The following is a 25,584-nucleotide window of genomic DNA, read 5'->3' as shown; positions in this document are numbered from 1 at the left end:
CCTGCGCCCATGACGCGCGAGCGGCCGGGCGGCCTTCCCTATCGGCGGCTGCTCGGCCTGCCCGGGGTCGCGGCGCAGGCCGTGCTCGGGTTCCTGGCGCAGCTCACGCAGCAGGTGGCGCCCGTGGGCATCGTGCTCGTGACCCAGCACGCCACCGGCTCGCTGGCCTTCGCGGGGGCGACGGCGGCGGCGTTCGCGGTGGGGGCGGGCATGGGGCGTCCGGTGCAGGGGCGGCTGATGGACCGGCGCGGCGCCGGCCCGGTGCTGGCCGGCACGGCGTTCCTGCACGTGGCGGCGCTGCTGGCGCTGCTCGCCTGCGCCCGCGCCCACTGGCCGTGGTGGCCGCTGCCCCTGCTGGCCTGGGCGGCGGGCATCGGCCTGCCGCCGATCTCGGTCAGCATGCGCATCGCGTGGGGCGCCAGGATGGCCGCCGAGGGGCGTACGGCCGCCTACAGCCTCGTCTACCTCGTCCAGGAGACGGCCATGATGGTCGGGCCGCTGGTGTTCGGGCTGCTGATCGCGGTGGCCTCGTCGTCGCTGGCGCTGGGCGTGGTCGCGGGGGCGGCCGGGGCGGGAACGCTGGCCTTCGCCCGCGCGCTGCGTAGGGGGCATGCCGCGGCCGTCCGGCAGCGGGGGCGGGTGTTCGCCGACCGGCGGATGCTCATGCTGCTGGCCGTGACCACGCTGCTCGGGGCCGTCGTGGGGGCGCTGCAGGTGGGCGTGCCCGCGCTGGCCGCCGCCCGCGACGTACCGGCCGCGACCGGGCTGCTCGTGGCCGCCCTGTCGCTGGGCGGCATCGCGGGCGCCGCCGCGTACGGTGCCCGCGTCTGGCGCTCGCGCGTCCCGGTGCGGCTCGCCTCGCTGCTGCTCGTGCTCGGGCTCGTTCTCGCGCCGCTGGTGCTGGCGGGGCCGCTGGCGGTGTTCTGGGCGGCGCTGTTCGCGGGCGGGCTGGTGCTCAATCCGTCCCTCACGACGTCGTCCCTGCTGGTGGACGAGTACGCGCCGGCCGCCCAGGGCGAGGCGTTCGGCTGGGTGTCCACGGCGATCGGCATCGGCGGCGCGCTGGGCTCCGCGGCGGCCGGCGTGGCGGGCGAACGGTTCGGCCCCTCGGCCCCCTTCCCCGCCGCCGCCCTCTTCGCCCTGCTGGCCGCCGCCCTCGCCGCGACCCTGGTCAACCGCGGGCCACGGTGACGGCTTCGGTGAAGCGGGCGTAGGTGGCCAGTTCCGCTTCCACGGGCTGCAGCACCTGCTCACGGCCGACCTGCGCGATGGCCGTACGCAGCGCCTTCGCCGTACGCCTGGCCCTGCGCCGCCCGCCCAGCCAGGCCGCCAGCCGCGCCGCCAGCGCGATGAGCACGCCCGCCACCGCCCCGCCGAGCAGCAGCACCGTCGGCCACGGCACCTCGCCGGCGGTCGGGAGCGGTGGCTGCGGCAGCCGCAGGTAGTCCATCGCGAACAGCACGCCCAGCCACAGCGCCCCCGCCAGCAGGGCCCCGAAGACCAGCCACTGCAGGACGTTCACCGCCCGCCACCACCGTGGCCGCCTGGTCGCGCCCGCCGAGGTCGTGGCCACCACCCGGTCCACGGCGTCCGTCAGCTCACCGGCCCGCGACCGCGCCGCCTGCCGCACGGCCGCCGCCCAAGGGCCGGGCAGCCCGTCCGCCGCAGCTTCGCCGACGTCCCTGATCGCGGTCTCGACCCGAGCCCGCTGCGCCCCCGACGCGGCCGGCACCGACGTCCGCCCGACGACGTCCTTCCCCCGGCCCGCCTCGATGCGCAACCTGCGCAGCGGATCGGGCCTGAACCTCCTCAGCCACCGCGTCACCGGCCACCCGGTCGCCACCACGGCCCGATGCCGATGCCCCTTGGCCACCGCCTCCACGATCACCGGCACCCCGGCCGCCACGCACAACGCGTCGGTCAGCCCCCGCTCCGCCCTACCCGGCCGCTTGCCCGTCCCCTCCCGCTCGGTGACGAGCACGTGCCCAGGGGCGGTCGCGGACGGCTCACCGGTGGCGTGGGGATCGGTGGCGAGGTGGCCGGCGGCGGTCGTCAGGTCGGCGGAGAGGCGGGCCGACCACGAGCGGCGGTCGGCGACGCGCTCGGCCAGCAGGCCGCGCAGGTCGTCGAGGCCCTGGCCGGTCCTGGCCGAGACCGCGAGCACCGGGACGCCGGTGAGGCCGTCGCCGTCCAGGAGGCGGCGCAGGTCGTCGAGGCAGCGGTCGACGGCGGCGGGCGGCAGCCGGTCCACCTGGTTGAGCACCACCATCGTCACGTCGCGGTGCCCGGCCAGCGGGCGCAGGTAGCGCTCGTGCAGGGCGGCGTCGGCGTACTTCTGCGGGTCCACCACCCACACCAGCACGTCCACCTGGCGTACCAGCCGGTCCACTTCCAGGCGGTGGGACAGGCGGATGGAGTCGTGGTCGGGCAGGTCGAGCAGGACGAGCCCGGCCAGGTCGCCGGTCTCGCCCGCCGGGTGGCGGTGCGGGACCTCCAGCCAGTCGAGGAGCGGGCCGGCGCCGTCGCCGTCCCACAGGGCGGCCTGGGCGGTCGAGGTCGTGGGCCTGGTGACGCCGACGTCCGCGAGCCGCCGCCCTGCGAGGGCGTTGTAGAGCGAGGACTTGCCGCTGCCGGTGGCGCCGGCCAGGGCGACCACGGTGTGCTCAAGCGACAGCTCCCGCCGCGCCCCGGCCCGCCCGGCCACCTCCCGAGCCGCCGCCACGACCTCGTCCGGCAACCGCCCCGCCCCCAGCTCGGCCGCCTCGGTCAGGGCGGCCAGCCGGACGTCCAGCGACGGCCCCTCCTTACGCCGCAACACCTTCACGCCTCCTCCCCGCCCTCGCTCCGGGCCTCGCCCAACGTGGGGAGTTCGGCGGTCGGAAGCTCCGTGCGGTGCTCGTGGATGCGGCGGGCGGCGGCGCGCAGCGCGTCGGCGGTGTCGCGGGGCGGCTCGACCGCGTCCAGCAGGTCGAGGAAGCGGTCCGCTTCGTCGGCCAGCAGCTCGCGTACGCGATCACGCAGGTCCTCGCGGGCGCGGACGGTGAGCGTCCGTACGGCCTGGTCGCCGAAGACGGCCTCCAGGATCTTCTGGGACAGCACGCTCGTGCCGCCCGCGATCCCCACCTCGATCCCGGTGAGCCCGCCGGTGGAGGCGAAGACGGCCAGCATGAGCAGGAGCCCGGCCCCGTTCACGCTGAAGGAGGCCACGCGAGCGGCGGTCCGCCGTTCCGCGCCCTCCTCGCGGACGAGGTCCAGCACGTACGCCTGCCATCCCCGCACCGCCGCCTCGGCCCGCTGCGCGAGGTCGGCGGAGGCCCGGCCGAGGCGGGCGGACTCGACGGCGCCGAGCCGTTCGAGCAGCCCTGGACCGCCCGGCGCGGCCGACCAGCCCTCAAGGGCGCGTTCCGCGGCGCCGTCGGCAGAGCCCCTGATGAGCGCCTCGACCCCGCTCTCCAGCGCGTCGCGAAGCTGCACCTCGGGCGCCCGCCCGGTGAAGAACCCGACGACCCGGTCACGCAGCCACCCGACGCGGCTCTCCAGGGAGCGCATGAGGTCGCCGGTGCCGATGAAGTCCTGCCACCGGGCCAGCACCTCCCCCCGCAGCAGGGACCCGTCGCGCATGCCGGCGTCGAAGTCGGCCATGCCGCCCGCGTACGCGGCCTCGACGATGTCGCGCAGCGACTCGAAGGCGTCCTGCTGGCGTTCGACGGCGGCGGCCAGCGCCGGCACCCGGGTGGCCAGGCTGTCGAGTGCCCCGGTGAGCGTCTGCCGCACGACCAGGGAGCGCTGGGCGGCGTCGGCGGCCAGCTCGGTGAGCCAGTCGGCGATGGGCCGGACGGAGGCGACGGGCAGCCGGGCCTTCTCGTCGGGCAGCGCCGCCTCGGGCACGGTGAACAGCCGGGTGCCTTGGAGACCGTTCTCGCGCAGCAGCCGTTCGAGGTCGCGGGAGACGGGCTCGACCGCCTCGGGCGGCACCCGGTCGAGGACGACGGCGAGCGCGGTGCTGCGTTCGCGGGCCGAGCGCAGGAAGCTCCACGGCACCTCGTCGGCGTACCGGGCGGCGGTGGTGACGAACAACCACAGGTCGGCGGCGGCGAGCAGCTGGGCGGCCAGCTCCCGGTTGGCGGTCACGACGGAGTCGATGTCGGGCGCGTCGAGCAGCGCGAGCCCGGCCCCGAGCGCGGGCGAGGTGACGACGCGCAGCGCGCCGGGCCCCTCGCCGGTGACGCGGGACAGCCCCGGCAGCACGTTCTGGCCCATGAACCAGGAGCGGTCGGCCGGGCTGACGACGAGCGTCGGCACCAGCGTGGTCGGCCGCAGCACGCCAGGCTCGGCCACGTCGGCCCCGACCAGCGAGTTGACCAGCGTGGACTTCCCTGCCCCCGTGGAGCCGCCGACGACGGCGAGCAGCGGCGCGTCGATCGAGCGCAGCCGCGGCAGCAGATAGTCGTCGAGCTGTCCGGTCAGGTCGCGCAGCGCGCGCCGCTCGCCCGCCACGTCGCCGACGGCCAGCGGGAACAGCTCCCGGTCCAGTGGCCGCCGCAGCGACTCGAGCGCGCCGAGCAGGTCCATGCCTGCACGCTAACCCGCAGGCGGCTCCCTAAGCACGTACCCAACGCTGCGCAGCGTGTGGATGAGCCGCGGCTCGACGTCGTCCACCTTGCGCCGCAGATACGACACGTACGACTCGACCACTCCGGCGTCGCCGCCGAAGTCGTAGTTCCAGACGTGGTCGAGGATCTGCGCCTTCGACACCACCCGGCCGGCGTTGACCATGAAGTAGTGCAGCAGCTTGAACTCGGTCGGCGACAGGCGTACCTGCCGGCCGGCCCGCCACACCTCGCGCGAGTCCTCGTCCAGCTCCAGGTCGGCGACCTTGAGCTTGCTGACCGGCGCGGCGTCGCCGCGCGTGCGGCGCAGCACGGCGCGGATGCGCGCCTGCACCTCTTCCAGGCTGAACGGCTTGGTCACGTAGTCGTCGCCCACCCGCAGCCCGGCGATCTTGTCCTCGGTGGCGTCGCGCGCGGTGAGGAACAGCACGGGCGCGTCGATCCGCTTGGCCACCTCGAACCCGTCGAGGTCGGGCAGCATGACGTCGAGCACCACCAGGTCGGGCGAGGCGCGTACGGCGACCTCGACGGCCTCCTCGCCGTCGCCGGCGGTCAGCACCTCGAACCCGGAGAAGCGCAGGCTGGCGGCGAGCAGGTCCCTGATGCTGGGCTCGTCGTCCACGACCATGATCAACGCCTCGGCATTCGTCACCTACTTAGAGTGACGCAGCATGCTGAGGGTTTGCTGAACGCTCACTCCAAGGCGAGTGGGAGTTCGACGCGGAAGCTCGAGCCCGACTCGGGCGAGCTGGTCACGGTGACCGTGCCGTCGTGCGCCTCGACGAGGGCCTGCACGATGGCGAGGCCGAGCCCGCTGCCGCGGTCCTCGGCGGAGCGGCGGCGCGAGCGGGCCGAGTCGGCCCGGTAGAAGCGCTCGAAGACGTGCTCGACCTGCTCAGGAGTCAGCCCTGGGCCGCTGTCCACGACCTCGACGAACACCCTGCCCGTGGTGCCGCCGGCCCGCACGATGATCGGCGAGCCCGGCTCGGTGTGCACGATGGCGTTGGTGACGAGGTTGCTGATGACCTGGCGCAGCCGCACCTCGTCGCCGGAGACGATCAGCGCCGCGCCGCCGACCACGTCGAGCTTGATCTGCCGGTCCGGGGCGATGATCCTGGCATCCTGTACGGCGTCCGCGGCCAGCGCCAGCATGTCCACCGGCTGCACCCGCAACGGCCGCTGCTGGTCCACCCTGGCGAGCAGCAGCAGGTCGTCCACCAGCAGGCTCATCCGTCCCGCGGCCTTCTCCACGCGCTGCATCAGCTCGGTGGTGTCGGCCTGCGGGTTCTGCCTGGCGTACTCGGCGAAGCCGCGGATCGAGGTGAGCGGGGTGCGCAGCTCGTGGGAGGCGTCGCCGACGAACTGCCGCATGCGGTCCTCGGAGCGGCGGGCCGCCTCCTCCGACGCCGACCTGGCGACGAACGCGGCCTCGATCTGGGCCAGCATGCCGTTGAGCGACCTGGCCAGGCCGCCGACCTCCGTACGCGGGTCGAGGTCGGGCACCCTGCGGCCCAGCTCGCCGCCCGCGATGGCCTCGGCCGTACGCTCGATCTCGCCCAGCGGCCGCAAGCTGTGCCGCACGATCGTGACGCCGGCCACGGCCAGGATGAGCAGGATCCCGCCGCCGCCGAGCAGCTCGATCAGAGCGAGCCGCCGGGTGATGGCGTCCACCTCTTCGAGGTCGACCGCGACGACGAGCGTGCGCCACTGCCCCACGGTCTCCAGCACCCGCCACTCGCCGTCACCGCTCACGGCGGGCGCGGTGTAGGGGTCCCGGCCCGGCGCGGCCGACAGCACGGGCTTCGGCTTGGCGTCCACGTCGCGGTCGGTCAGCATCGGGACGAACGCCGCGTCGCGCTCCTTGACCAGCGCGATCGCGTCGGACTCGATGAGGATCGGCCGATCGGGGGTCTCCCTGTCCTTGCGCCAGTCGCTCCTGACCTTCTTCTCCATGCGCGCGCTGAGCAGGTGGAGCTGGCTGTCCACCCGGTCGAGCAGGTAACCGTGCAGGACGGAGACGCTCACCAGGCCGATGAAGAACATGCCCATGCCGAGCAGCGCCAGCATCGACGCTATGAGCTTGATCCGCAGCGGCAGCCCGCGCATCAGGAGCTCGGTGGCAGGCGCATGACGTATCCGACGCCACGCAGGGTGTGGATGAGCCGGGGGCTGCGGTTGTCGATCTTGCGGCGCAGCACGGACACGTACGACTCGACGATGCCCACCTCCCCGCGGAAGTCGTAGTCCCACACGTGGTCGAGGATCTGCGGCTTGGACAGGACGCGGCCGGCGTTCGTCATGAAGTAACGCAGCAGCTTGAACTCGGTGGGCGACAGCGCGACGGCGGTGCCGCCGCGCCACACCTCGTGGCTCTCCTCGTCCAGCTCGATGTCGGCGAACGTCAGCCGGGGCGGCGCGGCCTGGGCGTCCCCGCTCGTCCGGCGCAGCACGGCGTGGATCCTCGCGACCACCTCCTCCAGGCTGAACGGCTTGGTGACGTAGTCGTCGCCGCCGATCGTGAGCCCGCGGATCTTGTCCTCGGTCTCGTCACGCGCGGTCAGGAACACCACCGGCGTGTGCAGCCCGCCGCCGCGCATCCGCCTGACGATCTCGAAACCGTCCAGGTCGGGCAGCATGACGTCGAGCACGACGAGGTCAGGGCGGTGTCGTTGGACGGCGGCGACGGCGTCGTGGCCGCTCTTCGCCGTGGTCACGTCGAAACCCGCGAACCTCAGGCTCGCGGCGAGGAGCTCGAGGATGTTGGGGTCGTCCTCGACTATCAGCAGGCGTGATTCCATCAGTACCAAGGATGCACTCATCGGACGAGTGCTGGGACAATTCCGGCAATGTGCCGGGCGATCGCGAGGCTCGACGTGGCCGCGGGTGAGGGCGCGTTGCGGACCAGGACGACGCGGCCGTGCACGTCCACGATGAAGTCGTCCACGAGCCTGCCGTCCCGCGCGACGGCCTGGGCGCGGACGCCGCCCCGCGCTCTTTCCAGGTCGGCGGCCGTGAGTTCGGGGACGTAGCGGCGCGCGGCCTCCAGGAAGGCGCCCTTGACGAGGGATCCGTAGACCTCTTTGACGCCGGTACGCCAGTGGGTCCGCGCCATGCGCAGCGTGCCCGGCCAACCCAAAATTTGCCGGAAATTGCCGAAATTTCGCCACTTGTAGCCTTCGTACGCGAGCGCCAGCACCGCGTTCGGCCCCACCAGCACGCCCCCGCCGATCCGCCGCGTCAGATGCACGCCCAGGAACGGGTAGCGCGGATCGGGCACCGGATAGATGAGGCCGCGCACCAGGTCCTGCGCGGCGCCCTTGAGCGCGTAGTACTCGCCCCTGAACGGCACGATCCGCACCTCGCCGGGCGCGCCCGCCATCCGGGCCACCGCGTCGGTGCCCAGGCCGCCGCAGACCACCAGCCGGTCGAAGGCCAGCCGCTGCCGCCCGGCCACCACCTCGACCGTGCCTGCGCGTTCCCTGATGGCCCTGACGGGGGCGTTCAGGCGTACGGACCCGCCCAGCTCCTCGACGTCCCGCGCGAGCCGGCGGGCGACGGCGGGAAAGTCGCAGATCGCGGTGTGCGGCGAGTGGATCGCGCCGACGCCGGCCGCGTGCGGCTCGATCTCGCGCAGCGCGAGCCCGTCCAGCTCGGCGATGTCCGGCACGCCGTTCGCGCGCGCCCGCTCGGCCAGGGCCGCGAGCAGCGGCCGCTCGGCGCGCGTGCTCGCCACCACCAGCTTGCCGACCTCCTGGTACGGCAGGTCGTGCGCGGCGCAGTACTCCTTGAGCAGCGCCACGCCCTCCCGGCAGAGCCGCGCCTTGAGCGAGCCGGGCGGGTAGTAGATGCCCGCGTGGACGACGCCGCTGTTGTGCCCGGTCTGGTGGGCGCCGACGTGGCTCTCCTTCTCCAGCACGGTCACCTCGGCGCCCCTGGCGCCGGCCAGCTCGCGCGCCACCGCCAGCCCGACGATGCCCGCGCCCACGATCCCGATCTTCTCCGTCACAAGCCGATTTTCCGACTTACCGCCCGTCACCGCCATATCCGGCACGGGGGATCATGTGGCAGCGGCCAGGAATCGCCTGACCGCATCCAGCCACGCCTCTGGCTGATCAATGTGCGCCATGTGCCCTGCCTCCTCCAGAACGACCGCGGCGCTGCGGCGCTCGTACTCCTCCCATCCCTCGAACGCGTCCGCCGGCACGGGCAGGACGCTGCTGGAGGCCACGATCAGGCGGCGGACCAGGCCGGGAGCCTGAATGGCCAGCCGCTGGGCGATGAGACCGCCATAGGAGAAGCCGAGCACGTCCACCGGTGACGCGCCGATGAGTTCGACGAGATCGGCCACCATCGCGTCGGGAGTGAGCGGCTCGGCGACAGGAGACCGGCCGCACCCGCGCAGGTCGGGGAAGAGCAGGCGATGCTCGCCGGCCAACCTGTTCAGCGGCTCCACGAGGTAACTGTGGTCCCAGTCGGGGCCGCCATGGATGACCAGCAAGGTGCGCTCCGCGGGCCCGTCGAACTCTCGTACATGAAGCCGCATACCAGGATGCTAACCACCCAAGTGGACCGGAATCGAACGTGAGTACGATGGGCTCATGTATCTGCCGCCGGAGTGGCCTGCCGAGGTCCGTCCGCCTAGCGTCCCCGACTGGGAGACCTCGGCCGTGGCCTGGCTGCTCGACGCGGTGCCGCCCGACTACCGGGCGTACGAGGTGCTCAGGCGGCACCCCGTGGCGCTGGCCGCGATGGCCCGCCACCACGTCAGGTCCGCCGTCGAGGCCGCCCGCGCCGGCTACCGCGCCGCCGCCGTCGATCTCAAGGGCCACCTGCCGCCCCACGCCATCGAAGCCGTGCTCGACACCTACCGCGAGGAGGGGCCCCGGCTGGTGCGGCTGCAGCGCTCGATCGAGGTGGTCGAGCGGGCGCTGCGCGGCGACATCTTCACCGCCACCATGCGCCGCTAGCGGGTGCGCCGGGCCAGGAACGTGATCACGCCGATGGCGAGCACGGCGGCGGCCAGCCAGATGAGGACGTCGGTGCCGGTCAGGCCACCGGAGCCGGCGGCCTGTGCGCTCTCCTCGGTCTCGGTCTCGGTTTCCGAGGGGGTGGGCGTCGGGGTCGGAGTGGGCGTGGGCTGGGCGGCCTCGGGGATCGGCACCCGGTAGACCGGGCTGCGCGGCCCCTCGCTGCCGGTGAGCAGCGCCTTGCCGTCGGCCGTGTACGCGATCGACTCCGCCTGCTTCAGGTCCGGCATCGTCACCCTGGTCAGCACCTCGCCCGAGGGCTTGTAGACGGTGGCGGAGAAGTAGGTGCGGACGACGTACGAGGAGCCGTCGGGCGCGTACGCGGCGTCCGTCGCCATGATGGGCGCGCCGGTGACCTTGCGCAGCACGTTGACCCGGTCGGTGCGCAGCTTCTTGGGCGCGGCGTAGACCGACCCGGCGAACTCCTTGGACACGACGTACAGCCGCCCGGTCCTGGGGTTGACCATGATGCCCTCGGCGTTGCGCGCCCCGTCGGCGTACCGGAAGCGGTAGCGGACGGCGGGCAGCGTGGCGTCGGTGAGGTCGCGCGGCTCCATGACCTTGTAGACGGAGACGTTCGGCCAGGCGCCGTCGAGGTTGTCGCCGATGTCGGCGAACCAGAGCACGCCCCGCCCGGTCGCCGGGTCCTTGGAGGCGGCCATGGCCTCCCAGTCGCGCGCCTCGGCCCCGCGCAGTTGGAAGGTGGCGAGCGTGCGCCCGCCGCCGTCCACCGCGTAGAAGACGGGCGCGGCGGCGCTGTCGTTGTGGGTGTAGTAGACGCCGTCGTGGGTGGGCGAGACGGCGAGGCCGCTCGACTCGGTGATGCGCTCGTCCTTGAAGGTGAACAGCCTCTCCATGCCGTCGTCGCCGGGCGCCGCCAGCGCGGGCGCGGCGGGCAGCAGGCACGCCGCCGCCACGACGGCGAGCAGTCTGATCACGAAGTCCCCCACGCCGCCATCATGCCCCACCGGCCGCTCACGCGGCCGCGACCGCGCCGACGCGGGCGCTGTGCCGGTGGAACCCCAGCCCCTGCAGCACCACCAGCAGCGCGTTGGCCGCCGTCATGGCGGCCCACAACCCGGTGATGCCCCAGGTCCGCGCCACGGGGACGACGGAGACGAGCAGCAGCCCGTACGCGAGCGCGAAGTACCCGAGGCTGGACGACGACCGCTTGAGCGCCGTCAGCCCCATCCCGCGCACCGCCTGCGCCGCGTCGAACGCCGCGGAGACCAGCATCAGCGGCAGCAGCCCCAGCGCCCGCTCCCGCACGGACGGATCGTCGGTGAACAGCCCGATGAACGGCTGCCCGGCCACCAGCAGCAGCACCGCGACCACGAGCGTCCCCGAGACGGCGAGCAGCGCCGCGACGCGCCCGGCCCGCCGAGCCCCGGCGGTGTCGGGGGCGCGGGCGATCTCGGGCACCGCGGCCTGCGCGATGGAAAGTGACACCATCATGATCAGGCCCGTCAGCGTGGTGAGCACGGCGTGGGCGGCGGTGTCGCGGGTGTTCGTGGTGCCCGCCGCGAACGTCACCACGCCCAGCACCGCGAACTTCACCAGCACGGTCGCGGCCAGCGGAAGGCTGACCCTGGCCAGCTTGACGATCTCGCGCGGCCTCGGCCGGCTCTGCCCCACCGGGCGGCCGACGGCCCTGCGCACGTTGAAGGCCGCCACCCCCGCCGACGTCACGCCGCCCACCAGCCAGGCGATGCCCACCCCCGTCAGCCCGAGCGACGGCACGAGCAGCGCGGTGAGCCCGCCCAGCGCGATGCCGTAGGTCAGGGTGGGCCAGAGCACGTTACGGTTGCGCCCGAGCGCGACCAGGATGGTGCTGGCGCCGCCGGTGGAGGCGAAGATGAGCACGTATCCGGCGAGGAACCAGGGCAGCAGCCCCATCTCTGCCACCACCTCGTCCGGCACCCCGGTGACGGTGGCGAGCAGCGGCACGCAGACCACCGCGACCGCCCCCAGCGCGCCCGCCGCCAGGCTGAGCCAGCGCGCGTCGCGGATCACCGGCACGGCCGCCGCCGGGTCGTCACGGAAGGGCGCGACGAACGGCCCCAGCCCGCGCAGCGCCCCCTGCACGGCCGCGGACGCCGGGTTGAGCACGGCCGTCACCACCGCGAACGCGGCCAGCGTCACCGTGTCGTGCTGCCCCAGCACCGAGGTCACCACCAGCGAGCCGACCATGCCGGCGATCATCGCCAGGCAGAGCGGCACCGCCGCGCGGAGCAGGGTGAGCACGAGCCGATGTCCGGGGGGCGACGCGGCGGATTTCACCCGTCGAGCGTATGGCCTGGAGTGCACTCCAGGTCTTTAGGGTTGGACGACATGGATTACGTCACACTCGGACGCAGCGGTCTCCTCGTGAGCCCGCTCTGCCTCGGCACCATGAACTTCGGCCCGCGCACGACGGAGGAAGACTCCTTCGCCATCATGGACCGGGCTCACGAGCTGGGGCTGAACTTCTTCGACACGGCCAACGTGTACGGCGGCGTCAAGGGCGAGGGCATCACCGAGACCATCGTGGGCCGGTGGTTCGCCCAGGGCGGGGGCCGCAGGGAGCGTACGGTCATCGCGACCAAGGTCTACGGCGACATGGGCGACTGGCCCAACGAGCGCCGGCTGTCGGCGCTCAACATCCGCCGCGCCGCCGACGCCTCGCTCAAGCGGCTGCAGACCGACTACATCGACATCTACCAGGCCCACCACGTCGACAGGCTCACGCCGTTCGACGAGTTCTGGGAGGCCATGGAGGTCCTGCGGCAGCAAGGCAAGATCATTTACGTGGGTTCGTCGAACTTCGCCGGCTGGCACCTCGCCAAGGCGCAGGAGACCGCGGCCCGCCGCAACTTCATGGGCCTGGTCAGCGAGCAGACCCACTACAACCTCCTGACCCGCGCGCCGGAGCTGGAGGTGCTGCCCGCGGCCGAGGACTACGGGCTCGGCGTGATCCCGTGGAGCCCGCTGGCCGGCGGCCTGCTCGGCGGCGTGCTGCGCAAGATCGACAAGGGCCGCTCGGCCGCCGAGAACATGGTCAAGCAGCTCGACAAGCACCGCGACAAGATCGAGGCGTACGAGAAGTTCTGCGACGAGCTGAACGAGGACCCGGCGAACGTGGCGCTGGCCTGGCTGCTCAAGCAGCGCGCGGTCGCCGCCCCGATCATCGGCCCGCGCACGCTGGCGCAGCTGGAGGGCAGCCTGCGGGCGCTGGAGATCGACCTGGACGAGGCCGCCCTGGCCCGCCTCGACGAGATCTTCCCCGGCCACCGCACCGCCCCGGAGGACTACGCCTGGTAGACCTCTGGCAGACCTCGACCGCGTCGCCGTCCGTCGCCGTGGCGGCCGGCGACGCGGCCCCGCGAGCAGGAGCGGGCCGCACATCGGACACAGGCCCGTGTCAGGCGGTCAGGTGAGTGCGGCTCCGACGATGACGATCAGCAGGAGCAGGCCCAGCACGACGGGCAGCAACCAGGAGCGAGGACGGTCCACGACGTGGAGCCTAGCTCTGCTCAGCGGGTGCCAGCGCCCATTCGGCGAGTGACTCGTACCTCATCTGGGCTCCGGTGTGGCTGCGGACGAGCCGCACCCGCTCGGCCCGCCACGGCGACCCGCTGAACCCGGAGAGGGCCTCGACCAGCGGCCGGAGATCGGTCTCCGTCTTGGCGCGGGCCAGCGTGAGGTGCGGATGGAAGCGTTTCTCATCCGTCTGTACGGCCCCGGCCCGCCGCGCTCCCGCCTTGACGGAGTCGGCCAGCCTGACCATGGAGTCGCCGGTGAGGCCCGCCCAGAAGACGCGCGCACGGCGTACGGACGAGAAGGCCCCGAACCCGTCGAAGGCCAGCTCAGGGGCGGAATGCCGGCGTACGGCGCGAGCGAGACGCACTTCCAGCTCCGGCAGCACCCGCTCGGGCACCTCGCCGAAGAACCCGAGCGTGATGTGCCAGAACTCCCGGTCGGGCCACCGCAGGCCGGGCACCTGCCCGACGAAGGGCTTGATGGCCTCGGCGACCTCGTCCAGCACCGCATCGGGCGGCACCACCGCCGCGAACAACCTCATGCTCCTCATCCTGCCGAACGACGCCGAGGCAGGAGAAGCGGACCATGCCGCAGCCGGAGCTACCGGTCGAACTCGCCGAGCCTGACCCCACCGAGGAAGGCCCGCCACTCGTCCGGCGTGAAGACGAGCGCTGAGCCGGCCGGATTCTTGCTGTCCCGAACGGCGATCATGCCGGGAAGATTGGTGGCGACCTCAACGCAATTACCGCCGTTGTTGCCGCTGAGGGAGCTCTTCTTCCATACAGCCTCGGCGAGGTCCGTAGCCTTCAGATCTTTGCGCTCCATCGGTCTGCCGCTTTCTTCATCATCGCGAGCGATTCGCCTGGACGGTACGCCTCCGCCCTCAGTCTGTCATAGCGGCCCCAGATCAGCGAGACAAGATCATGTTCCGCCGATACCTCGCCTTTTCCCGCCGAGTCCACGGAAACGGTCGTCGGTGAGGTGGGCAGCTCCGCAATGACGAAGCTGGACATCAGACCGTCTGTGCAGGGATTGTCGATGGGCACTATTTGCACCGTCACGTTGTGGCGGAGCGCGACGGTGGCCAGGTGGGCGAGCTGGCCGACCATGATGTCGGGGCCGCCGATGGGACGCTCAAGGATCCCTTCGTCGATGAGCACCCACAAGGTGGGCGGGGACTCTCTGGCGAGGATCGCCTGCCGCTCCATCCGCGCGGCGACCTGTTCTTCGACCTCCGGCTCCGGCATGGCCATATGCCCGCGGAACACGGCCCTGGCGTAGTCGTGGGTCTGGAGCAGGCCGGGCACGAGAAGCGGGTCCCAGGTGCGAAGGGTCACCGCGCTGGGCTCGATCTCCTCCAGCCACCGCAAGTACCATCCCGGACCGGAAGGAAATTGATGAATGCGCCGACATAGCCGGACGAAGTAGTCCTTCTCCGGCAGTTCGAAGATCTGGTCGCAGACTTCGGCGAAATCAAGCTGCGGATTTCGGCTACCGGTTTCGATATGTCCTACGAGAGACGGTGAGCACCGTAGGCGCTCAGCCAGCCGTCGCTGGGACAGCCCCTTCTCCTTGCGGCATCGCGCCAGCTCACGGCCGAATCGTTCGGCAGGCGACAGACGGGGGTCGAGATTGTTCGCCACGACGGGCTCCAGGGGGGCGGAGGGAATCCGACGACGTTCGCTCACAATGTAAGCACACAGGAGCACAATCCGTGGGGCTTTATGTCGAGCGATTGTCCCCTTATCCGGCGTGCATTTTCCCCTGGTTCACCGGCACTCTGAAGCCATTGACAGAAGGGCGCCAGACGGCAATCCGACATTTTACTCAAATTGCTGCGAGTGAAATGACATGCGCGATCTTGCGTGTAGGCCGTTCGCCCCTTGCCGAGACAGGTGGTGAGAGCCCATGATCCGAGCGATCGTGCCCGAACGCCCGTACACGAGCTTCAAGGTCTGGCTGATCGACGAGCTGGACGACCCGAGGCGGCTGCCCGCGCTGGCGCGGAGCGCACTGCACGGGTGGGTGCGGGACCATCCGGCGCTGGAGGACCTGCAGCTCGTCGCCTCCGAGCTGGTGGCCAACGCTTTGGAGCACGGACGCGGCCCCTGGGTGCGGATGAGCCTGCTCCCCGTACAGGAGGGGGAACGAAGCTACTGGCGGCTCGCCGTCATCGACCCCGGCAGGCCCGGAGCCGTCCCCCTGCCCCGCATACCGGGCCCGGACGAGCCACGCGGGCGCGGCCTGTGGCTCGTGGACGGCCTGACCGGCGGCTGCTGGGGCACGGGCCGCACCCGTGTGGGCGAACGCGTCGTCTGGGCACTGCTCGCCCGCTGACCGTTCGCGGCGCCTCCGTGGTCGCTCACCCTATGGACGAGGACGGCAGCGCTGTCAGGAGAGGTCGAACTCCCCCTTCGACGCGCCGTCCAGGAAGGCCCGCCACTCGTCCCGCCGGAACGTCAGGACGGGCCCCTTCCCGTGGTCCTTGGTGTCGCGCACCAGGACGCTGTCGTCCGCTCCGCGCATCACCTCGACGCAACTCCCACCGTTTCCGCCCGACGCCTTGGCCTTCGTCCACACGCCAACGGTCAATCCGACTGTTTCAGGCATAGCTCGCCATCACCTCAGAAATCGTTTCCCGGCTCCTGTCCAGCGGGTACGCCACGCTGGACAGGATCTCCCACCGCACGATAAGCGCTTGTACGGTCTCGGCGCGATTGGTCACACGCCCTTCCTCCGCACTTTCCAAGTACGCGTGGTCCACGCCCCCGTCGAGGAGCGTCGCCACCTCGAACGCGCCGAGGCAGCCGGTCGTCAGCCCTGCTGAGAGCGGCACGATCCGCACGGTGACGTACGGGGGCCGCAGGACGTCGAGGATCTTGCCCAGCTGCGCCCGCATGACCTCCCGCCCGCCGACCTGGCGGCGCAGGACGCTCTCGTCGATGAGGGCCGAGTAGAGCGGCGGGCGGGGGCGGGCGAAGACGGCCTGCCGGTGCATGCGGAACCGGACGGCCTGCCGCATGCCCGCCTCGGCGACCCCCGGCTCCCCCAGGAACACCTGAGTGGCGTAGTCCTCCGTCTGCAGCAGGCCGGGGATCAGCATCGGCTCCCACGTCCTGATCGTGTGCGCCGACGTCTCGACGCGCGGCCACTCCCTGAACCACTTCGGGGCCATGGTGTGCCCCTGGATGACCGGCACCAGCTCCATGAGCTGGCCGTCGAGACCGAGCGCCTTCTCCACCGCGCGGGTGTAGTCGCCGGTCGGCTTGCGCATGAGGCGCTCGACATGGCCGACGGCGCTCTCGCTGTAGGGCAGCAGGCTCGCGAGGCGCTCCTGGCTCAGGCCCCGGCCCCTGCGGAACCTGCGCTGCCGCCTGGCGAACTCCTTCCACGCCTCCCGGCCCGGATCGTCCCCCTCAGCTGCCATCTCGTGCTCCTCGGACACGCAGCGTGCTGGCCTACTAACTGTAAGGGAACTGTAGGTCCGCTCTCACCCCCTGCGGGCTGGCGAAAAGCTCATGCTGGGGAGATTCCGCGTACGAGCCGGATCGGGGGTGTACCCCTGTGACGGGCCGAGGTGACCATGCAAAGAGCGCTAGCGTACACGAGCTTCAAGGTCTGGCTGATCGCAGAGCTGGACGACCCGAGACGGCTGCCCGCGTTGGCGCGGCGCGAGGTGCACGGGTGGTTGCGAGATCATCCGGCGCTGGAGGACCTGCAGCTCATCACGTCCGAGCTGGTGACCAACGCGCTGGAGCACGGCGGCGGCCGCTGGGTGCGGCTGAGCCTGCTCCCCGTCCGCGAGGGCGGACGCGACTACTGGCGGCTCGCCGTCATCGACCCGGGCGGAGGCGGAGCCGTGCCGCTGCCGCGCTCGCCGGCTCCGGAGGACACGCGGGGCCGGGGCCTGTGGCTGGTGCACGACCTCACGGGCGGCTGCTGGGGCACGGACGTCACGCGCGTGGGTGAGCGCGTCGTCTGGGCTCTGCTCCCCCGTACAGAACGAAGCGGGCCCCCGCGTACGGACGCCCGCTTCCCCCACGATGACGGCGGAAATGACTCATGCCATCGCTAGCGCCGACCTCTCCACCCGAGTGGTGATGAGGCGGGTCATCAGGACGGCCGCCCCGGTGCCGACGAGGACCAGCACGCCGGAGAGCAGCACGCCCATCCGCGGCCCGCCGATCTCGGACAGCCAGCCGATCAGCGGCGCGCCCAGCGGCGCCCCGCCGGTGAAGACGAGCATGTAGATGCCCATCACGCGGCCCCGCATCTCGGGCGAGGTGGCGATCTGCACGCTGGCGTTCGCGGCCGTGTTGATGGTGATCAACGCGATCCCGGTCGGCACCAGCAGCAGCAGGTAGATCGGGTAGAACGGCGCGACGGCCGTGGCGATCTGGAACAGCCCGAATCCGATCGCCCCCGCGAACAGCACCTTGCGCGACAGCCTGGCCCGCCGCGCGGCCAGCAGGGCGCCGGCGAGCGCGCCGACCGCGAACATGCTGGAGGCCAGCCCGAACGAGGACGCCCCCGCCCCGAACACTTCGCGGGCCATGAGCGCGATCGACATCGAGAACGACTGCGAGAACATCGACACGAACGCGATCAGCAGCACCGGCATGAGGATCTCCTCGTGCTGGAGCACGTAGCGCAGCCCCTCGCGCAGCTGCCCCTTGGCCCTGGGGACGGGCTGGGACAGGTTGAGCTCGGACTTACGCATGAAGACCAGGCTGGAGATCACGCCGCCGAAGGTCAGCGCGTTGATCAGGAAGATCGGCCCGGTGCCGCCCAGCACGTAGATCAGCACACCGGCCAGGGCCGGCCCGACCACGCGCGCCAGGTTGAAGATGGAGCTGTTGAGCGCGATCGCGTTGGGCAGGTCGGCGCGGCCGACCATCTCGACCACGAACGCCTGCCGGGTCGGCACCTCCACGCAGGAGATCATGCCGAGCAGGAACGCCATCACGTACACGTGCCACACCTGGGCACTGCCCGTCATCGTCAGGATGCCGATGGTCAGCGCGAGCCCGGCCATGAGGGTCTGGGCTCCGATGAGGATGGGCCGCTTCGGGTAGCGGTCGGCGAGCACGCCGCCGAACATGCCGAACAGCAGCATCGGCAGGAACTGCAGGGCGGTGGCCGTGCCGAGTGCGGAGGCGCTGCCGTGGGTCAGGTCGAGGACCAGCCAGTCCTGGGCGGTGCGCTGCAGCCAGGTGCCCACGTTGGAGACGGCGCCCCCGGCTGCGAACATGCGGTAGTTGCGAACCTTGAGAGACCGGAACATCCCGGTCCTGGGTTCTTCAGGCTCTAGATCTGGCTGAGCTTCTCCAGAATCGGCGCCGCCTGCCTGAGGATCGACCTCTCCTCCGGCGACAGCTCCTTCAACCGCTGCGCCAGCCACGCCTCCTTGCGGCGGCGTTCCTCCTTCAGCAGCTTCTCTGCGGCCTCGGTCACCGAGACGGTCACCTGGCGCCGGTCGGTCGGATGCGGGGTGCGCGAGACCAGCCCGCGTTCCTCGAGCGCGGCGATCACGCGCGTCATCGAGGGCGGCTGCACCTTCTCGAGCTCGGCCAATTCGCCGGGGGTTATCCCGGAATGCCGATGCACCGCGGCGAGTGTCGCGAACTGGGTGGCCGTCAGCGAGTGTGCCGCCGCCTGTCGTCGGAGTCTTCGGTTCAGCCTGGCGAGCGAAACGCGCAGGGCTGAAGCGAGACCTGCGTCGCTGCGCAGGTCCATCTTGGGCTTGGTGTTGGTTAGCATGAGTCATTACCTTTGCTAACTATACGGCATGGCAGGATATTTCCCGAATCAAGGTCTTCTGTCCCCTTGATACCCGGGAGCCGCCCCGCGTGCGCGGAGCGGCTCCCGAGCCCTCTTTCTACAGGTCCGTACGGCCTCCTCGGGCCGTCAGATGCCGAGCAGCGCCCTGATCGGGCCGATCGCGAAGTAGAGCGCGAACAGCACGGCCACGATCCACAGCAGCGGGTGCAGCTCGCGGCCCTTGCCGCGAACCACCTTGATCAGCACGTACGTGATGAAGCCCGCGCCGATGCCGTTCGACACCGAGTACGTGAACGGCATGATGACGATGGTGAGGAACGCCGGGATGGCGAGCTCGAAGTCGTTCCAGTCGATGTCGCGGACGGCGGTCATCATCATGAAGCCCACCAGCACCAGCGCCGGGGCGGCGGCCTCGTACGGGACGACCGTGACGAGCGGCGCGAAGAAGATGGCGACGAGGAACAGCGCGCCGGTCACCACGCTGGCCAGCCCGGTGCGGGCGCCCTCGGCGACACCCGACGCCGACTCGATGTAGGTGGTGTTCGAGGAGACCGAGCCCGCGCCGCCGGCCGCCGCGCCGATCGAGTCGACGAGCAGGATCTGCTGGGTACGCGGCAGCGTGCCGTCCTCCTGCACCAGCCCCGCCTGGCGGCCGACGCCGACCATCGTGCCCATGGTGTCGAAGAAGTCCGTGATGAGCAGGGTGAACACGAACAAGCCCGCCAGCAGCACATCGATGCGGACGAAGCCACCGAACGGGTCGAACTCGGTGAACAGCGTGAGCGGGTTGTGGAAGCCGAAGATCTGCTCGGGCACGGAGGGGCGGTTGAGCTGCCAGCCGCCGGGGTTCTCCGGCGAGAAGGCGCCGGCCTTGGCGATCGCCTCCACGATGATCGCGAGGACGGTGGTGCCGACGATGCCGATGAGGATCGCGCCCTTGACCTTGCGGGCCACCAGGGCGGCCGTGGCGAGCAGGCCGATGATGAAGACGAGGATCGGCCACGAGGTGAGGTTGCCGCCGATGCCCAGCTCCAGCGGCGTGCCCGCGGCCCTGCGCACGAACCCGGCGTCCACGAAGCCGATCAGCGCGATGAACAGGCCGATGCCCACGCTGATCGCGGTCTTCAACGGGGCCGGGATGGCGTGGAAGATCGCCGTCCGCAGCCCGGTGAGCACCAGGATCGTGATGATGATGCCCTCGAGGAAGACCAGGCCCATGGCCTCCTCCCAGGTCATGACGGAGGCGATGGTGAACGTCACGAAGGCGTTCAGGCCCAGCCCGGCCGCCATGGCGAACGGCACCTTGCCGACGACGCCCATGAGGATGGTCAGCACGCCCGCCACGAACGCCGTGCCCGCGGCGACCAAGGCCACGTTGGGCGCGGAACCATCACCGATGTACTCACCGGTGACGTCCTTGCCGGTGCCGATGATGAGGGGATTCAGCACCACGATGTACGCCATGGTGAAGAACGTGGCCAGACCGCCCCGTACTTCACGGGAGATCGTCGAGCCTCGTTCAGAGATCTGGAAGAAACGGTCGATAGCCGTACGAGTGTCACTCACGACGCGAAGAGTGACAGCAGGGATGAGCTGCGAAAAGAGCCAGTGATGAGATCGAGACCCTATTGGAAGCTAGGCTGGATACGTGGACAAGCAGTGGCATCCCGACCCGCCGCCCATCAAAACGAACGACACGGCCGCCGTCGCCGTCGGCACCGGCCTGTGGGCGCTCGCTCTCGTGGCGCTGCTGATCTTCCGTCCCGGCCCGGAGAGCACGTGGTGGATCTGGACCTGCGTGACCGGCGTCGCGTTCGGGCTGTTCGGCATCTGGTTCGTCCGCCGTCCCGGCCGCGACTGACATTCGTCATCTCCGGCTGATCCTCGAAGTCATCCGGAAGTGGTGTTTTCACCCACTACATCGGCATATAGCTGTCGAACCATGCTGGACGGCATGAAGAAGCCGATCGTGACGCTCCTGCTGGGAGCGGCGTTCCTCACCGCCTGCGGCAGCGGCGGCTCCCCTGCCCCGCCCAGCGCGACCCCCGTGCCGAGCAGCAGTGACCAGGGCTCCATCGCGTGGGGCGCCTGCACCGACCTCATGGGCGCCGACGGCAAGCCCGCCACGCCCGGCCCCGGCGTCGAGTGCGCCAAGCTGCCGGTCCCCCTCGACTACGCCAAGCCGGACGGCGAGAAGATCGACCTCGCGCTCATCCGTGTCAAGGCCACCGGCGAGCGCCTCGGCTCGCTCGTGTTCAACTTCGGCGGCCCCGGCGCCTCCGGCGTGGACACCCTCGCCACCGCCTCCGCCGCGTTCACCAAGCTCGGCACCCGCTACGACCTGGTCAGCTTCGACCCGCGCGGCGTGGACCGCAGCGCCGGCGTCCGCTGCGGCGGCACCGTCGAGAAGCTGCTCGCCGCCGGCCACGGCGAGGACCAGGACAAACTGGCCGCCGAGTTCGCCGCCGCGTGCGAGAAGGACTCCGGCAAGGTGCTGCCGCACGTCGGCACCGTGAACGCGGCCAAGGACCTCGACCAGATGCGCGTCGCGCTGGGCGACGACAAGCTCAACTACCTCGGCTTCTCCTACGGCACCCACCTCGGCGCCGTCTACGCCACCCATTTCCCGAAGAACGTCGGCCGCTTCGTCCTCGACAGCGCCTTCGACCCCACGGTGACCTTCGAGGAGCGGGCGGTCATCCAGGCGGGCGGGTTCGACGCCGCCTTCGAGGCGTTCGCCGCGGACTGCGTCGCCCAGAGCTGCGAGATCGGCGCGTCCCCGGCCAACGTCGAGAAGAACGTCCTGGACCTGCTCGAACAGCTCAAGACCAAGCCCATCAAGGTGGGTGAGCGCGAGCTGACGTACGGGCTGGCGCAGCTCGCCGTCATCACCCCGCTGTACGCCAAGCAGAGCTGGCCGGTGCTGGAGCAGTCCGTCGCCGCGGCGCGCAAGGGCGACGGCACCATGCTGCTCGCCCTGGCCGACGCCTACACCGGGCGGCGGGCCGACGGGACGTACAACACGTCCATGAGCAGCCTGATGGCCATCAACTGCGCCGACAACAGCGAGCGGCCCACCGCGGCCGACGTCGCGCGGATGGAGACCAAGATCCGCAAGATCTTCCCGATCCTGTCGGTGGAGGGCTCCTCCTCGGCGTGCGCCCACTGGCCGGTGCCGGGCGACGACGAGGCCAAGCGCATCGACGCCACCGGCTCGGCGCCCATCGTGGTCGTCGGCGGCAAGGGCGACCCCGCCACGCCGTACGAGTGGGCCACCGAACTCACCGCCCAGCTCAAGACCGGGGTCCTGGTCACGTACGAGGGCGAGGGCCACGGCGCGTACCTGAGCGGCAGCCAGTGCGTGATGGGCCTGGTGGACGCGTACCTGCTGGACGGCGAACTCCCGGACAAGGGCGCCACCTGCCCCGCCTGACCCCTCACGTCGGCGGCGCCTCAGCTCCTCGGGGCCGCCGCTCAGACGGGGCGGGTGCGAGCGCGAAAGGCCGCCGCCTTGACGCGGCTCTCACCGGCTGTCGTCAGGCCGCTGCTGGACCGCCGCGCCCTGACGACGACGGGATGACCATCAGGACAGATCGGCCTCGGCAAGCAGCAGCGGCACCGCCGCCGGATCACGCAGGAGCGCCGCCACCGCGAGCCGGTCGTTCCACTGCCCGGTGGCCCACGCCAGCCCCCTGGCCAGCCCATCGACCCCGGTGCAGTGCACCGACCCCTCGAAGAACCGCCACGCGCACTCCACACCGTCCACGAGCAGCTTCTCGTGCTCGACATACGTCTCGGGCGCCGTGGGCAGCAACGAGCGCACCTCGGCGGGCACCGGCCGCGTCACCCCCTCCGAGGTGACCTCACCGGAGGTCAGCTCACCGGCGAGCGGCAGGTCGAGCAGCTCGGACAGCGCCTCGGCCAGATCGTACGGGGCCAGCACCAGCGGCCGATCGGAGACGAGCTGGAGCAGGTCGGGCGCCTCCACCACGACGGCGTCGTCGGCCGAGGCCACCACGATGGCCCCGCGCAGCACGGCACGCACCCGCGCGGGCGGCGCCACCCGCGAAGGATCGACGGCGGCGAGCGCCACCCACAGCGACCGCAGCTGCGCCCGATCGACCTCGATCGACTCGTCGGCCATCAGGTCGAGCAGCTCTTCGGGCCCGCCGTGGGAGGCCAGCAGGTCGGGCAGCGTCGTACGGACGCCGAGCATGGACAGCGCCGCCTCGTCGAGCCCGGTGGGCGCGTCGGCGTAGAGGCCCTGCAACAGCGGGTCGGCGCCGGGCAGCCGCAGCTCCGAAGGCTTGCGCCCGCCGAGCACCGGACGGTTGGCCAGCCACCACGCCGTGTAGGACGGCACCTCGACGCCCTCGACCCGCAGCGGATGCAGCGCGGCCCGCAGCGGCGGCGTGGTCAGCAGCCGCAGCGCGGCCGGCCAGTCGGCCACCAGCTCAAGGTCGCGCACGGCCACGAACTCGGGCACCAGCGGCGGCACGTCGAGGTCGGGCAGCAGGTCGAGCACGTGGTCGAGCCAGTCGGCCTCGCCGTCGAGGTCGTGGTCGCAGTCGTCGGGGTCGAGCAGCACGTCGGCGTCGTGGACGACCGCGAACCCGTCGAGCACGCCCGCCGCCGCCAGCACCCGCGGCCCGTAGGTCTCCTCCAGCTCCGACGCCGCCACCCCGAGATGCGTGTCGGGCTCAAGCAGCCCGGCCAGCGCCCCGTCGGCCAGCATCAGCTCGCCCGCCGGATAGAGGTCGCCGTCGCTGCCGCGCAGCGCCAGCTCGGCCAGCCACGGCGCCTCGCCGGGCGCCAGCCCCGACGCCTCGACCAGCGACAGCACGGCCTTCGCCACCGGCTCGGGGTCGGGGCTGTCGAGCGACTGGGAGACCGCGGCCTTGGTCAGCGGGTCGTCGAGCACCGTGCGGGGCGTCGCCTCGGCCGCGCCGAGCCTCAGCAGCGCCGGGTGGGCCGCCTCGGGGTGCACGATGCGCAGCCCGAGCGGCGTCAGGTCGAGCTCGGCGCCACCGTCGGTCAGGATGAGGGTGCCGCGCGGGCCGCGTACGAGCCGCCCGTCGGTCAGCGGCACGGGCAGCGCGCCCAGCGACTCGGGGTCGTCGGCCGGCAGCACCTCATAGAGCGAACGCCACCACGACGGCTCGCGCCCCTCCACGGCCTCGCCCGACAGCAGGTCGACGACGTCGGCCAGCTCGACCCTGCGCACGCCGAGCGCCGCCATGGCGGGGTGGCGGGCGTTCCAGCCGGCGGGCAGCAGGCCGGGCACGAAACCGGCGATCGCCGCCAGGAACTCGGCGGACGCGCCGGGCACCACGGCGGCCTCGCGGCCGGCCACCACCCAGCCGTCGCCCTCGGGCTCGGGCACGGGATGCTCGACCCGCCACTCGGCGTCGGGCTCGTAGACCCGCTCGTCGGCGAACGACGGGGTCTGCACGACGGGCGCGGGCGCCGACAGCGCGGGCAGCAGCGGCGTGGCGGGCAGCCGCCGCAGCACCGCCCTGCGGATGCGGGCGTCGAGCTCGCCCTTGCCCATCAGCGACGGCACGAGGTCGAGCAGCCTGGACGTGCGGGGCAGCTCGCGCAGCAGGCGTACGTAGGCGTCGGCGACCCGCTCGACCAGGAAGTCGGTCAGCGGCCCCTTGGCGACGTGGCGCCGGTCGGTGGCCATCGGGAACGACGCGATCAGCAGCGCGGGCAGGTCGATCGGCTCGTCGCTGGGGGTCGGCGCGTGCACCACGGGCGGCACGATGGCGGGCAGCGCGCCGGGCTCGCCCGTGCCGGTGACCGGGACGGCCCAGCGCAGCGACCAGAAGGGGCGGGCCCGCTCCTCGGTGGGCCGGTCGGCGAACAGCCTCGCGACCTCTTCCTGGGTGAACTCGCCCGACTCCGACACGACGTGCCAGCCCTCGGCCGCCACCGTGCGCATCTCGCCGTCGAGCTCGATCTCGATGCGCTCCAGCGCGGGCAGGCCGAGCAGCAGCGCGGGGCTGGTCTCGGCCAGCATCGCGCGGACCGCCTCGACGCTCGCGTGGTCGCGCAGCGGCAGGCGTACGAGGGTGTCGAAGCCCTCGGGGATGTCGACGAACGGCGGCTCGTCGAACGGCAGCCGCAGCAGCGGCACGTGACCGCCGCGGCTGGCCAGCTCGCCCGCCAGCGCCGGGATGTCGGCCACCAGCGCCGCGGTCTCCGTACGGGACCAGCGGACCGCGCCGTGGCCGCGCGAGCCGATCGACGGCGCGTCGCAGACCGACACCACCGCCGCGAACCCGACACCGAACCTGCCCGCCGCCCCGGCCTCGTCACGCTTGCCCGAGGCGCGCAGCGTGGACAGGCTCTCCACGCCGGTGGCGTCGAGCGGCGCGCCGGTGTTGGCGGCCGTCAGCACCTCGCCGCGCAACGTCAGCCGCAGCACGCCCGGCACGCCCGCCCGCAGCGCCGCGTCGGCCGCGTTCTGGGCCAGCTCGACGATCAGCCGGTCGCGGTAACCGCCGAGCGCGAAGTCCTCCTCCGCGTTGGCGTCCTCGCGGAACCGGGCAGGCGAGGCCGTCCACGCGGACAGGACGGCCGCGCGCATCCGGTCAGTGCCGTAGGTGTCGCTCATCGATCACGATCCTGGTAGAGAGGGTTGG

25 protein-coding genes are annotated in these 25,584 nt (G+C 71.8%); 7 read left to right on the top strand and 18 right to left on the bottom strand.

The window, feature by feature from the left end; translation table 11 throughout:
• The first annotated feature begins 9 nt into the window (after positions 1–9).
• Complete coding sequence (locus tag ABZW11_RS10760) at positions 10–1,191, top strand: MFS transporter (RefSeq protein WP_355414950.1); 1,182 nt, start codon at positions 10–12, stop codon at positions 1,189–1,191.
• On the opposite strand, the gene ABZW11_RS10755 is transcribed toward ABZW11_RS10760, so the two are convergent.
• From ABZW11_RS10755 to ABZW11_RS10725, 7 genes are read right to left on the bottom strand one after another with little or no spacing between them, the layout of a single operon-like run.
• A complete protein-coding gene (locus ABZW11_RS10755; RefSeq protein WP_355414948.1) occupies positions 1,172–2,824 on the bottom strand; it encodes a YfjP family GTPase in 1,653 nt (550 codons plus the stop codon). The genes ABZW11_RS10760 and ABZW11_RS10755 overlap by 20 nt on opposite strands.
• Entirely contained in the window at positions 2,821–4,572 is a 1,752-nt protein-coding gene (locus ABZW11_RS10750; RefSeq protein WP_355414946.1) for an ABC transporter, read from the bottom strand. Before ABZW11_RS10750 ends, ABZW11_RS10755 begins: the two co-directional genes overlap by 4 nt.
• A 9-nt stretch (positions 4,573–4,581) precedes the next feature.
• Positions 4,582–5,262, bottom strand: coding sequence for a response regulator transcription factor (locus tag ABZW11_RS10745; protein ID WP_355414944.1), 681 nt, complete (start codon positions 5,260–5,262; stop codon positions 4,582–4,584).
• 41 nt (positions 5,263–5,303) lie between these two features.
• A complete protein-coding gene (locus ABZW11_RS10740; protein WP_355414942.1) occupies positions 5,304–6,716 on the bottom strand; it encodes a HAMP domain-containing sensor histidine kinase in 1,413 nt (470 codons plus the stop codon).
• Positions 6,716–7,408 carry a response regulator transcription factor gene (locus ABZW11_RS10735; RefSeq protein ID WP_355414940.1) on the bottom strand — a complete coding sequence of 231 codons (693 nt, stop codon included), beginning with the start codon at positions 7,406–7,408 and terminating at the stop codon, positions 6,716–6,718. The genes ABZW11_RS10740 and ABZW11_RS10735 overlap by 1 nt, the downstream gene beginning before the upstream one ends.
• 17 nt (positions 7,409–7,425) lie before the next feature.
• Entirely contained in the window at positions 7,426–8,652 is a 1,227-nt protein-coding gene (gene lhgO / locus ABZW11_RS10730) for an L-2-hydroxyglutarate oxidase (protein WP_355414938.1), read from the bottom strand.
• Positions 8,653–8,667: 15 nt separating this feature from the next.
• Positions 8,668–9,153 (bottom strand): alpha/beta hydrolase, encoded by a 486-nt coding sequence (locus ABZW11_RS10725; protein WP_355414936.1) that lies wholly within the window; start codon positions 9,151–9,153, stop codon positions 8,668–8,670.
• A gap of 55 nt (positions 9,154–9,208) precedes the next feature.
• Here ABZW11_RS10725 and ABZW11_RS10720 point away from each other — a divergent pair, with 55 nt between their 5' ends.
• Entirely contained in the window at positions 9,209–9,577 is a 369-nt protein-coding gene (locus ABZW11_RS10720) for a hypothetical protein (protein ID WP_355414934.1), read from the top strand.
• Here the strand turns inward: ABZW11_RS10720 and ABZW11_RS10715 are convergent.
• Positions 9,574–10,587 (bottom strand): hypothetical protein, encoded by a 1,014-nt coding sequence (locus tag ABZW11_RS10715; RefSeq protein WP_355414932.1) that lies wholly within the window; start codon positions 10,585–10,587, stop codon positions 9,574–9,576. The two genes, ABZW11_RS10720 and ABZW11_RS10715, sit on opposite strands and share 4 nt — an antisense overlap.
• Before the next feature lie 25 nt (positions 10,588–10,612).
• The gene (locus ABZW11_RS10710; protein ID WP_355414930.1) at positions 10,613–11,881 is read right to left on the bottom strand and encodes an MATE family efflux transporter; all 1,269 of its coding nucleotides are present in this window, start codon (positions 11,879–11,881) and stop codon (positions 10,613–10,615) included.
• An 87-nt stretch (positions 11,882–11,968) separates the two neighbouring features.
• Between ABZW11_RS10710 and ABZW11_RS10705 the strand changes: the two genes are divergently transcribed.
• Positions 11,969–12,937 (top strand): aldo/keto reductase, encoded by a 969-nt coding sequence (locus ABZW11_RS10705; protein WP_355414928.1) that lies wholly within the window; start codon positions 11,969–11,971, stop codon positions 12,935–12,937.
• Between the two features lie 202 nt (positions 12,938–13,139).
• On the opposite strand, the gene thpR is transcribed toward ABZW11_RS10705, so the two are convergent.
• Genes thpR through ABZW11_RS10690 form a run of 3 tightly spaced genes read right to left on the bottom strand, consistent with a single transcriptional unit; the run spans position 13,140 to position 14,799 of the window.
• Positions 13,140–13,697 (bottom strand): RNA 2',3'-cyclic phosphodiesterase, encoded by a 558-nt coding sequence (gene thpR, locus ABZW11_RS10700; protein ID WP_355414926.1) that lies wholly within the window; start codon positions 13,695–13,697, stop codon positions 13,140–13,142.
• Positions 13,698–13,756: 59 nt separating this feature from the next.
• On the bottom strand, positions 13,757–13,981 hold the full coding sequence (locus tag ABZW11_RS10695) for a DUF397 domain-containing protein (protein ID WP_355414924.1): 225 nt from the start codon (positions 13,979–13,981) through the stop codon (positions 13,757–13,759).
• Entirely contained in the window at positions 13,963–14,799 is an 837-nt protein-coding gene (locus tag ABZW11_RS10690) for a helix-turn-helix transcriptional regulator (protein ID WP_355414922.1), read from the bottom strand. The genes ABZW11_RS10695 and ABZW11_RS10690 overlap by 19 nt, the downstream gene beginning before the upstream one ends.
• Before the next feature lie 265 nt (positions 14,800–15,064).
• Between ABZW11_RS10690 and ABZW11_RS10685 the strand changes: the two genes are divergently transcribed.
• Positions 15,065–15,493 carry an ATP-binding protein gene (locus ABZW11_RS10685; RefSeq protein ID WP_355414920.1) on the top strand — a complete coding sequence of 143 codons (429 nt, stop codon included), beginning with the start codon at positions 15,065–15,067 and terminating at the stop codon, positions 15,491–15,493.
• 54 nt (positions 15,494–15,547) lie between these two features.
• Here ABZW11_RS10685 and ABZW11_RS10680 read toward each other — a convergent pair whose 3' ends face one another.
• Both ABZW11_RS10680 and ABZW11_RS10675 read right to left on the bottom strand, forming a co-directional pair.
• The gene (locus ABZW11_RS10680) at positions 15,548–15,766 is read right to left on the bottom strand and encodes a DUF397 domain-containing protein (protein ID WP_355414918.1); all 219 of its coding nucleotides are present in this window, start codon (positions 15,764–15,766) and stop codon (positions 15,548–15,550) included.
• Positions 15,759–16,583, bottom strand: a complete 825-nt coding sequence (locus ABZW11_RS10675) for a helix-turn-helix transcriptional regulator (protein WP_355414916.1) — start codon at positions 16,581–16,583, stop codon at positions 15,759–15,761. Before ABZW11_RS10675 ends, ABZW11_RS10680 begins: the two co-directional genes overlap by 8 nt.
• A gap of 156 nt (positions 16,584–16,739) precedes the next feature.
• Between ABZW11_RS10675 and ABZW11_RS10670 the strand changes: the two genes are divergently transcribed.
• Positions 16,740–17,231 carry an ATP-binding protein gene (locus ABZW11_RS10670; RefSeq protein WP_355414914.1) on the top strand — a complete coding sequence of 164 codons (492 nt, stop codon included), beginning with the start codon at positions 16,740–16,742 and terminating at the stop codon, positions 17,229–17,231.
• Here the strand turns inward: ABZW11_RS10670 and ABZW11_RS10665 are convergent.
• The 3 genes from ABZW11_RS10665 to ABZW11_RS10655 all read right to left on the bottom strand — a co-directional run bounded on the left by ABZW11_RS10665 (position 17,217) and on the right by ABZW11_RS10655 (position 20,503).
• Entirely contained in the window at positions 17,217–18,440 is a 1,224-nt protein-coding gene (locus tag ABZW11_RS10665) for an MFS transporter (RefSeq protein ID WP_355414912.1), read from the bottom strand. The two genes, ABZW11_RS10670 and ABZW11_RS10665, sit on opposite strands and share 15 nt — an antisense overlap.
• Positions 18,441–18,463: 23 nt before the next feature.
• Positions 18,464–18,916, bottom strand: a complete 453-nt coding sequence (locus ABZW11_RS10660) for a MarR family transcriptional regulator (protein ID WP_345391160.1) — start codon at positions 18,914–18,916, stop codon at positions 18,464–18,466.
• Positions 18,917–19,063: 147 nt separating this feature from the next.
• Positions 19,064–20,503, bottom strand: coding sequence for an NCS2 family permease (locus ABZW11_RS10655; protein ID WP_355414910.1), 1,440 nt, complete (start codon positions 20,501–20,503; stop codon positions 19,064–19,066).
• Positions 20,504–20,585: 82 nt separating this feature from the next.
• On the opposite strand from ABZW11_RS10655, the gene ABZW11_RS10650 reads away from it, so the two are divergent.
• Together ABZW11_RS10650 and ABZW11_RS10645 are read left to right on the top strand one after the other, a co-directional pair.
• Positions 20,586–20,798, top strand: a complete 213-nt coding sequence (locus ABZW11_RS10650; protein WP_355414908.1) for a DUF2530 domain-containing protein — start codon at positions 20,586–20,588, stop codon at positions 20,796–20,798.
• Positions 20,799–20,891: 93 nt separating this feature from the next.
• Complete coding sequence (locus ABZW11_RS10645; protein ID WP_355414906.1) at positions 20,892–22,370, top strand: alpha/beta hydrolase; 1,479 nt, start codon at positions 20,892–20,894, stop codon at positions 22,368–22,370.
• Positions 22,371–22,520: 150 nt separating this feature from the next.
• On the opposite strand, the gene ABZW11_RS10640 is transcribed toward ABZW11_RS10645, so the two are convergent.
• Positions 22,521–25,556 (bottom strand): hypothetical protein, encoded by a 3,036-nt coding sequence (locus ABZW11_RS10640; protein WP_355414904.1) that lies wholly within the window; start codon positions 25,554–25,556, stop codon positions 22,521–22,523.
• Positions 25,557–25,584: the final 28 nt, after the last annotated feature.

Source organism: Nonomuraea sp. NPDC004580 (genome assembly GCF_040609855.1).
Lineage (GTDB): Bacteria > Actinomycetota > Actinomycetes > Streptosporangiales > Streptosporangiaceae > Nonomuraea > Nonomuraea salmonea.
This window is presented reverse-complemented; position numbering and strand designations above follow the sequence as displayed.

Bases quoted from the DNA above. Each gene is read 5' to 3' on its own strand.
- ABZW11_RS10760 (WP_355414950.1), top strand. From the start codon at position 10: ATGACGCGCGAGCGGCCGGGCGGCCTTCCCTATCGGCGGCTGCTCGGC.
- ABZW11_RS10750 (WP_355414946.1), bottom strand. From the start codon at position 4,572: ATGGACCTGCTCGGCGCGCTCGAGTCGCTGCGGCGGCCACTGGACCGG.
- ABZW11_RS10740 (WP_355414942.1), bottom strand. From the start codon at position 6,716: ATGCGCGGGCTGCCGCTGCGGATCAAGCTCATAGCGTCGATGCTGGCG.
- ABZW11_RS10735 (WP_355414940.1), bottom strand. From the start codon at position 7,408: ATGGAATCACGCCTGCTGATAGTCGAGGACGACCCCAACATCCTCGAG.
- lhgO (WP_355414938.1), bottom strand. From the start codon at position 8,652: ATGGCGGTGACGGGCGGTAAGTCGGAAAATCGGCTTGTGACGGAGAAG.
- ABZW11_RS10725 (WP_355414936.1), bottom strand. From the start codon at position 9,153: ATGCGGCTTCATGTACGAGAGTTCGACGGGCCCGCGGAGCGCACCTTG.
- ABZW11_RS10720 (WP_355414934.1), top strand. From the start codon at position 9,209: ATGTATCTGCCGCCGGAGTGGCCTGCCGAGGTCCGTCCGCCTAGCGTC.
- ABZW11_RS10705 (WP_355414928.1), top strand. From the start codon at position 11,969: ATGGATTACGTCACACTCGGACGCAGCGGTCTCCTCGTGAGCCCGCTC.
- thpR (WP_355414926.1), bottom strand. From the start codon at position 13,697: ATGAGGTTGTTCGCGGCGGTGGTGCCGCCCGATGCGGTGCTGGACGAG.
- ABZW11_RS10695 (WP_355414924.1), bottom strand. From the start codon at position 13,981: ATGGAGCGCAAAGATCTGAAGGCTACGGACCTCGCCGAGGCTGTATGG.
- ABZW11_RS10685 (WP_355414920.1), top strand. From the start codon at position 15,065: ATGATCCGAGCGATCGTGCCCGAACGCCCGTACACGAGCTTCAAGGTC.
- ABZW11_RS10680 (WP_355414918.1), bottom strand. From the start codon at position 15,766: ATGCCTGAAACAGTCGGATTGACCGTTGGCGTGTGGACGAAGGCCAAG.
- ABZW11_RS10675 (WP_355414916.1), bottom strand. From the start codon at position 16,583: ATGGCAGCTGAGGGGGACGATCCGGGCCGGGAGGCGTGGAAGGAGTTC.
- ABZW11_RS10670 (WP_355414914.1), top strand. From the start codon at position 16,740: ATGCAAAGAGCGCTAGCGTACACGAGCTTCAAGGTCTGGCTGATCGCA.
- ABZW11_RS10665 (WP_355414912.1), bottom strand. From the start codon at position 18,440: ATGTTCCGGTCTCTCAAGGTTCGCAACTACCGCATGTTCGCAGCCGGG.
- ABZW11_RS10660 (WP_345391160.1), bottom strand. From the start codon at position 18,916: ATGCTAACCAACACCAAGCCCAAGATGGACCTGCGCAGCGACGCAGGT.
- ABZW11_RS10645 (WP_355414906.1), top strand. From the start codon at position 20,892: ATGAAGAAGCCGATCGTGACGCTCCTGCTGGGAGCGGCGTTCCTCACC.
- ABZW11_RS10640 (WP_355414904.1), bottom strand. From the start codon at position 25,556: ATGAGCGACACCTACGGCACTGACCGGATGCGCGCGGCCGTCCTGTCC.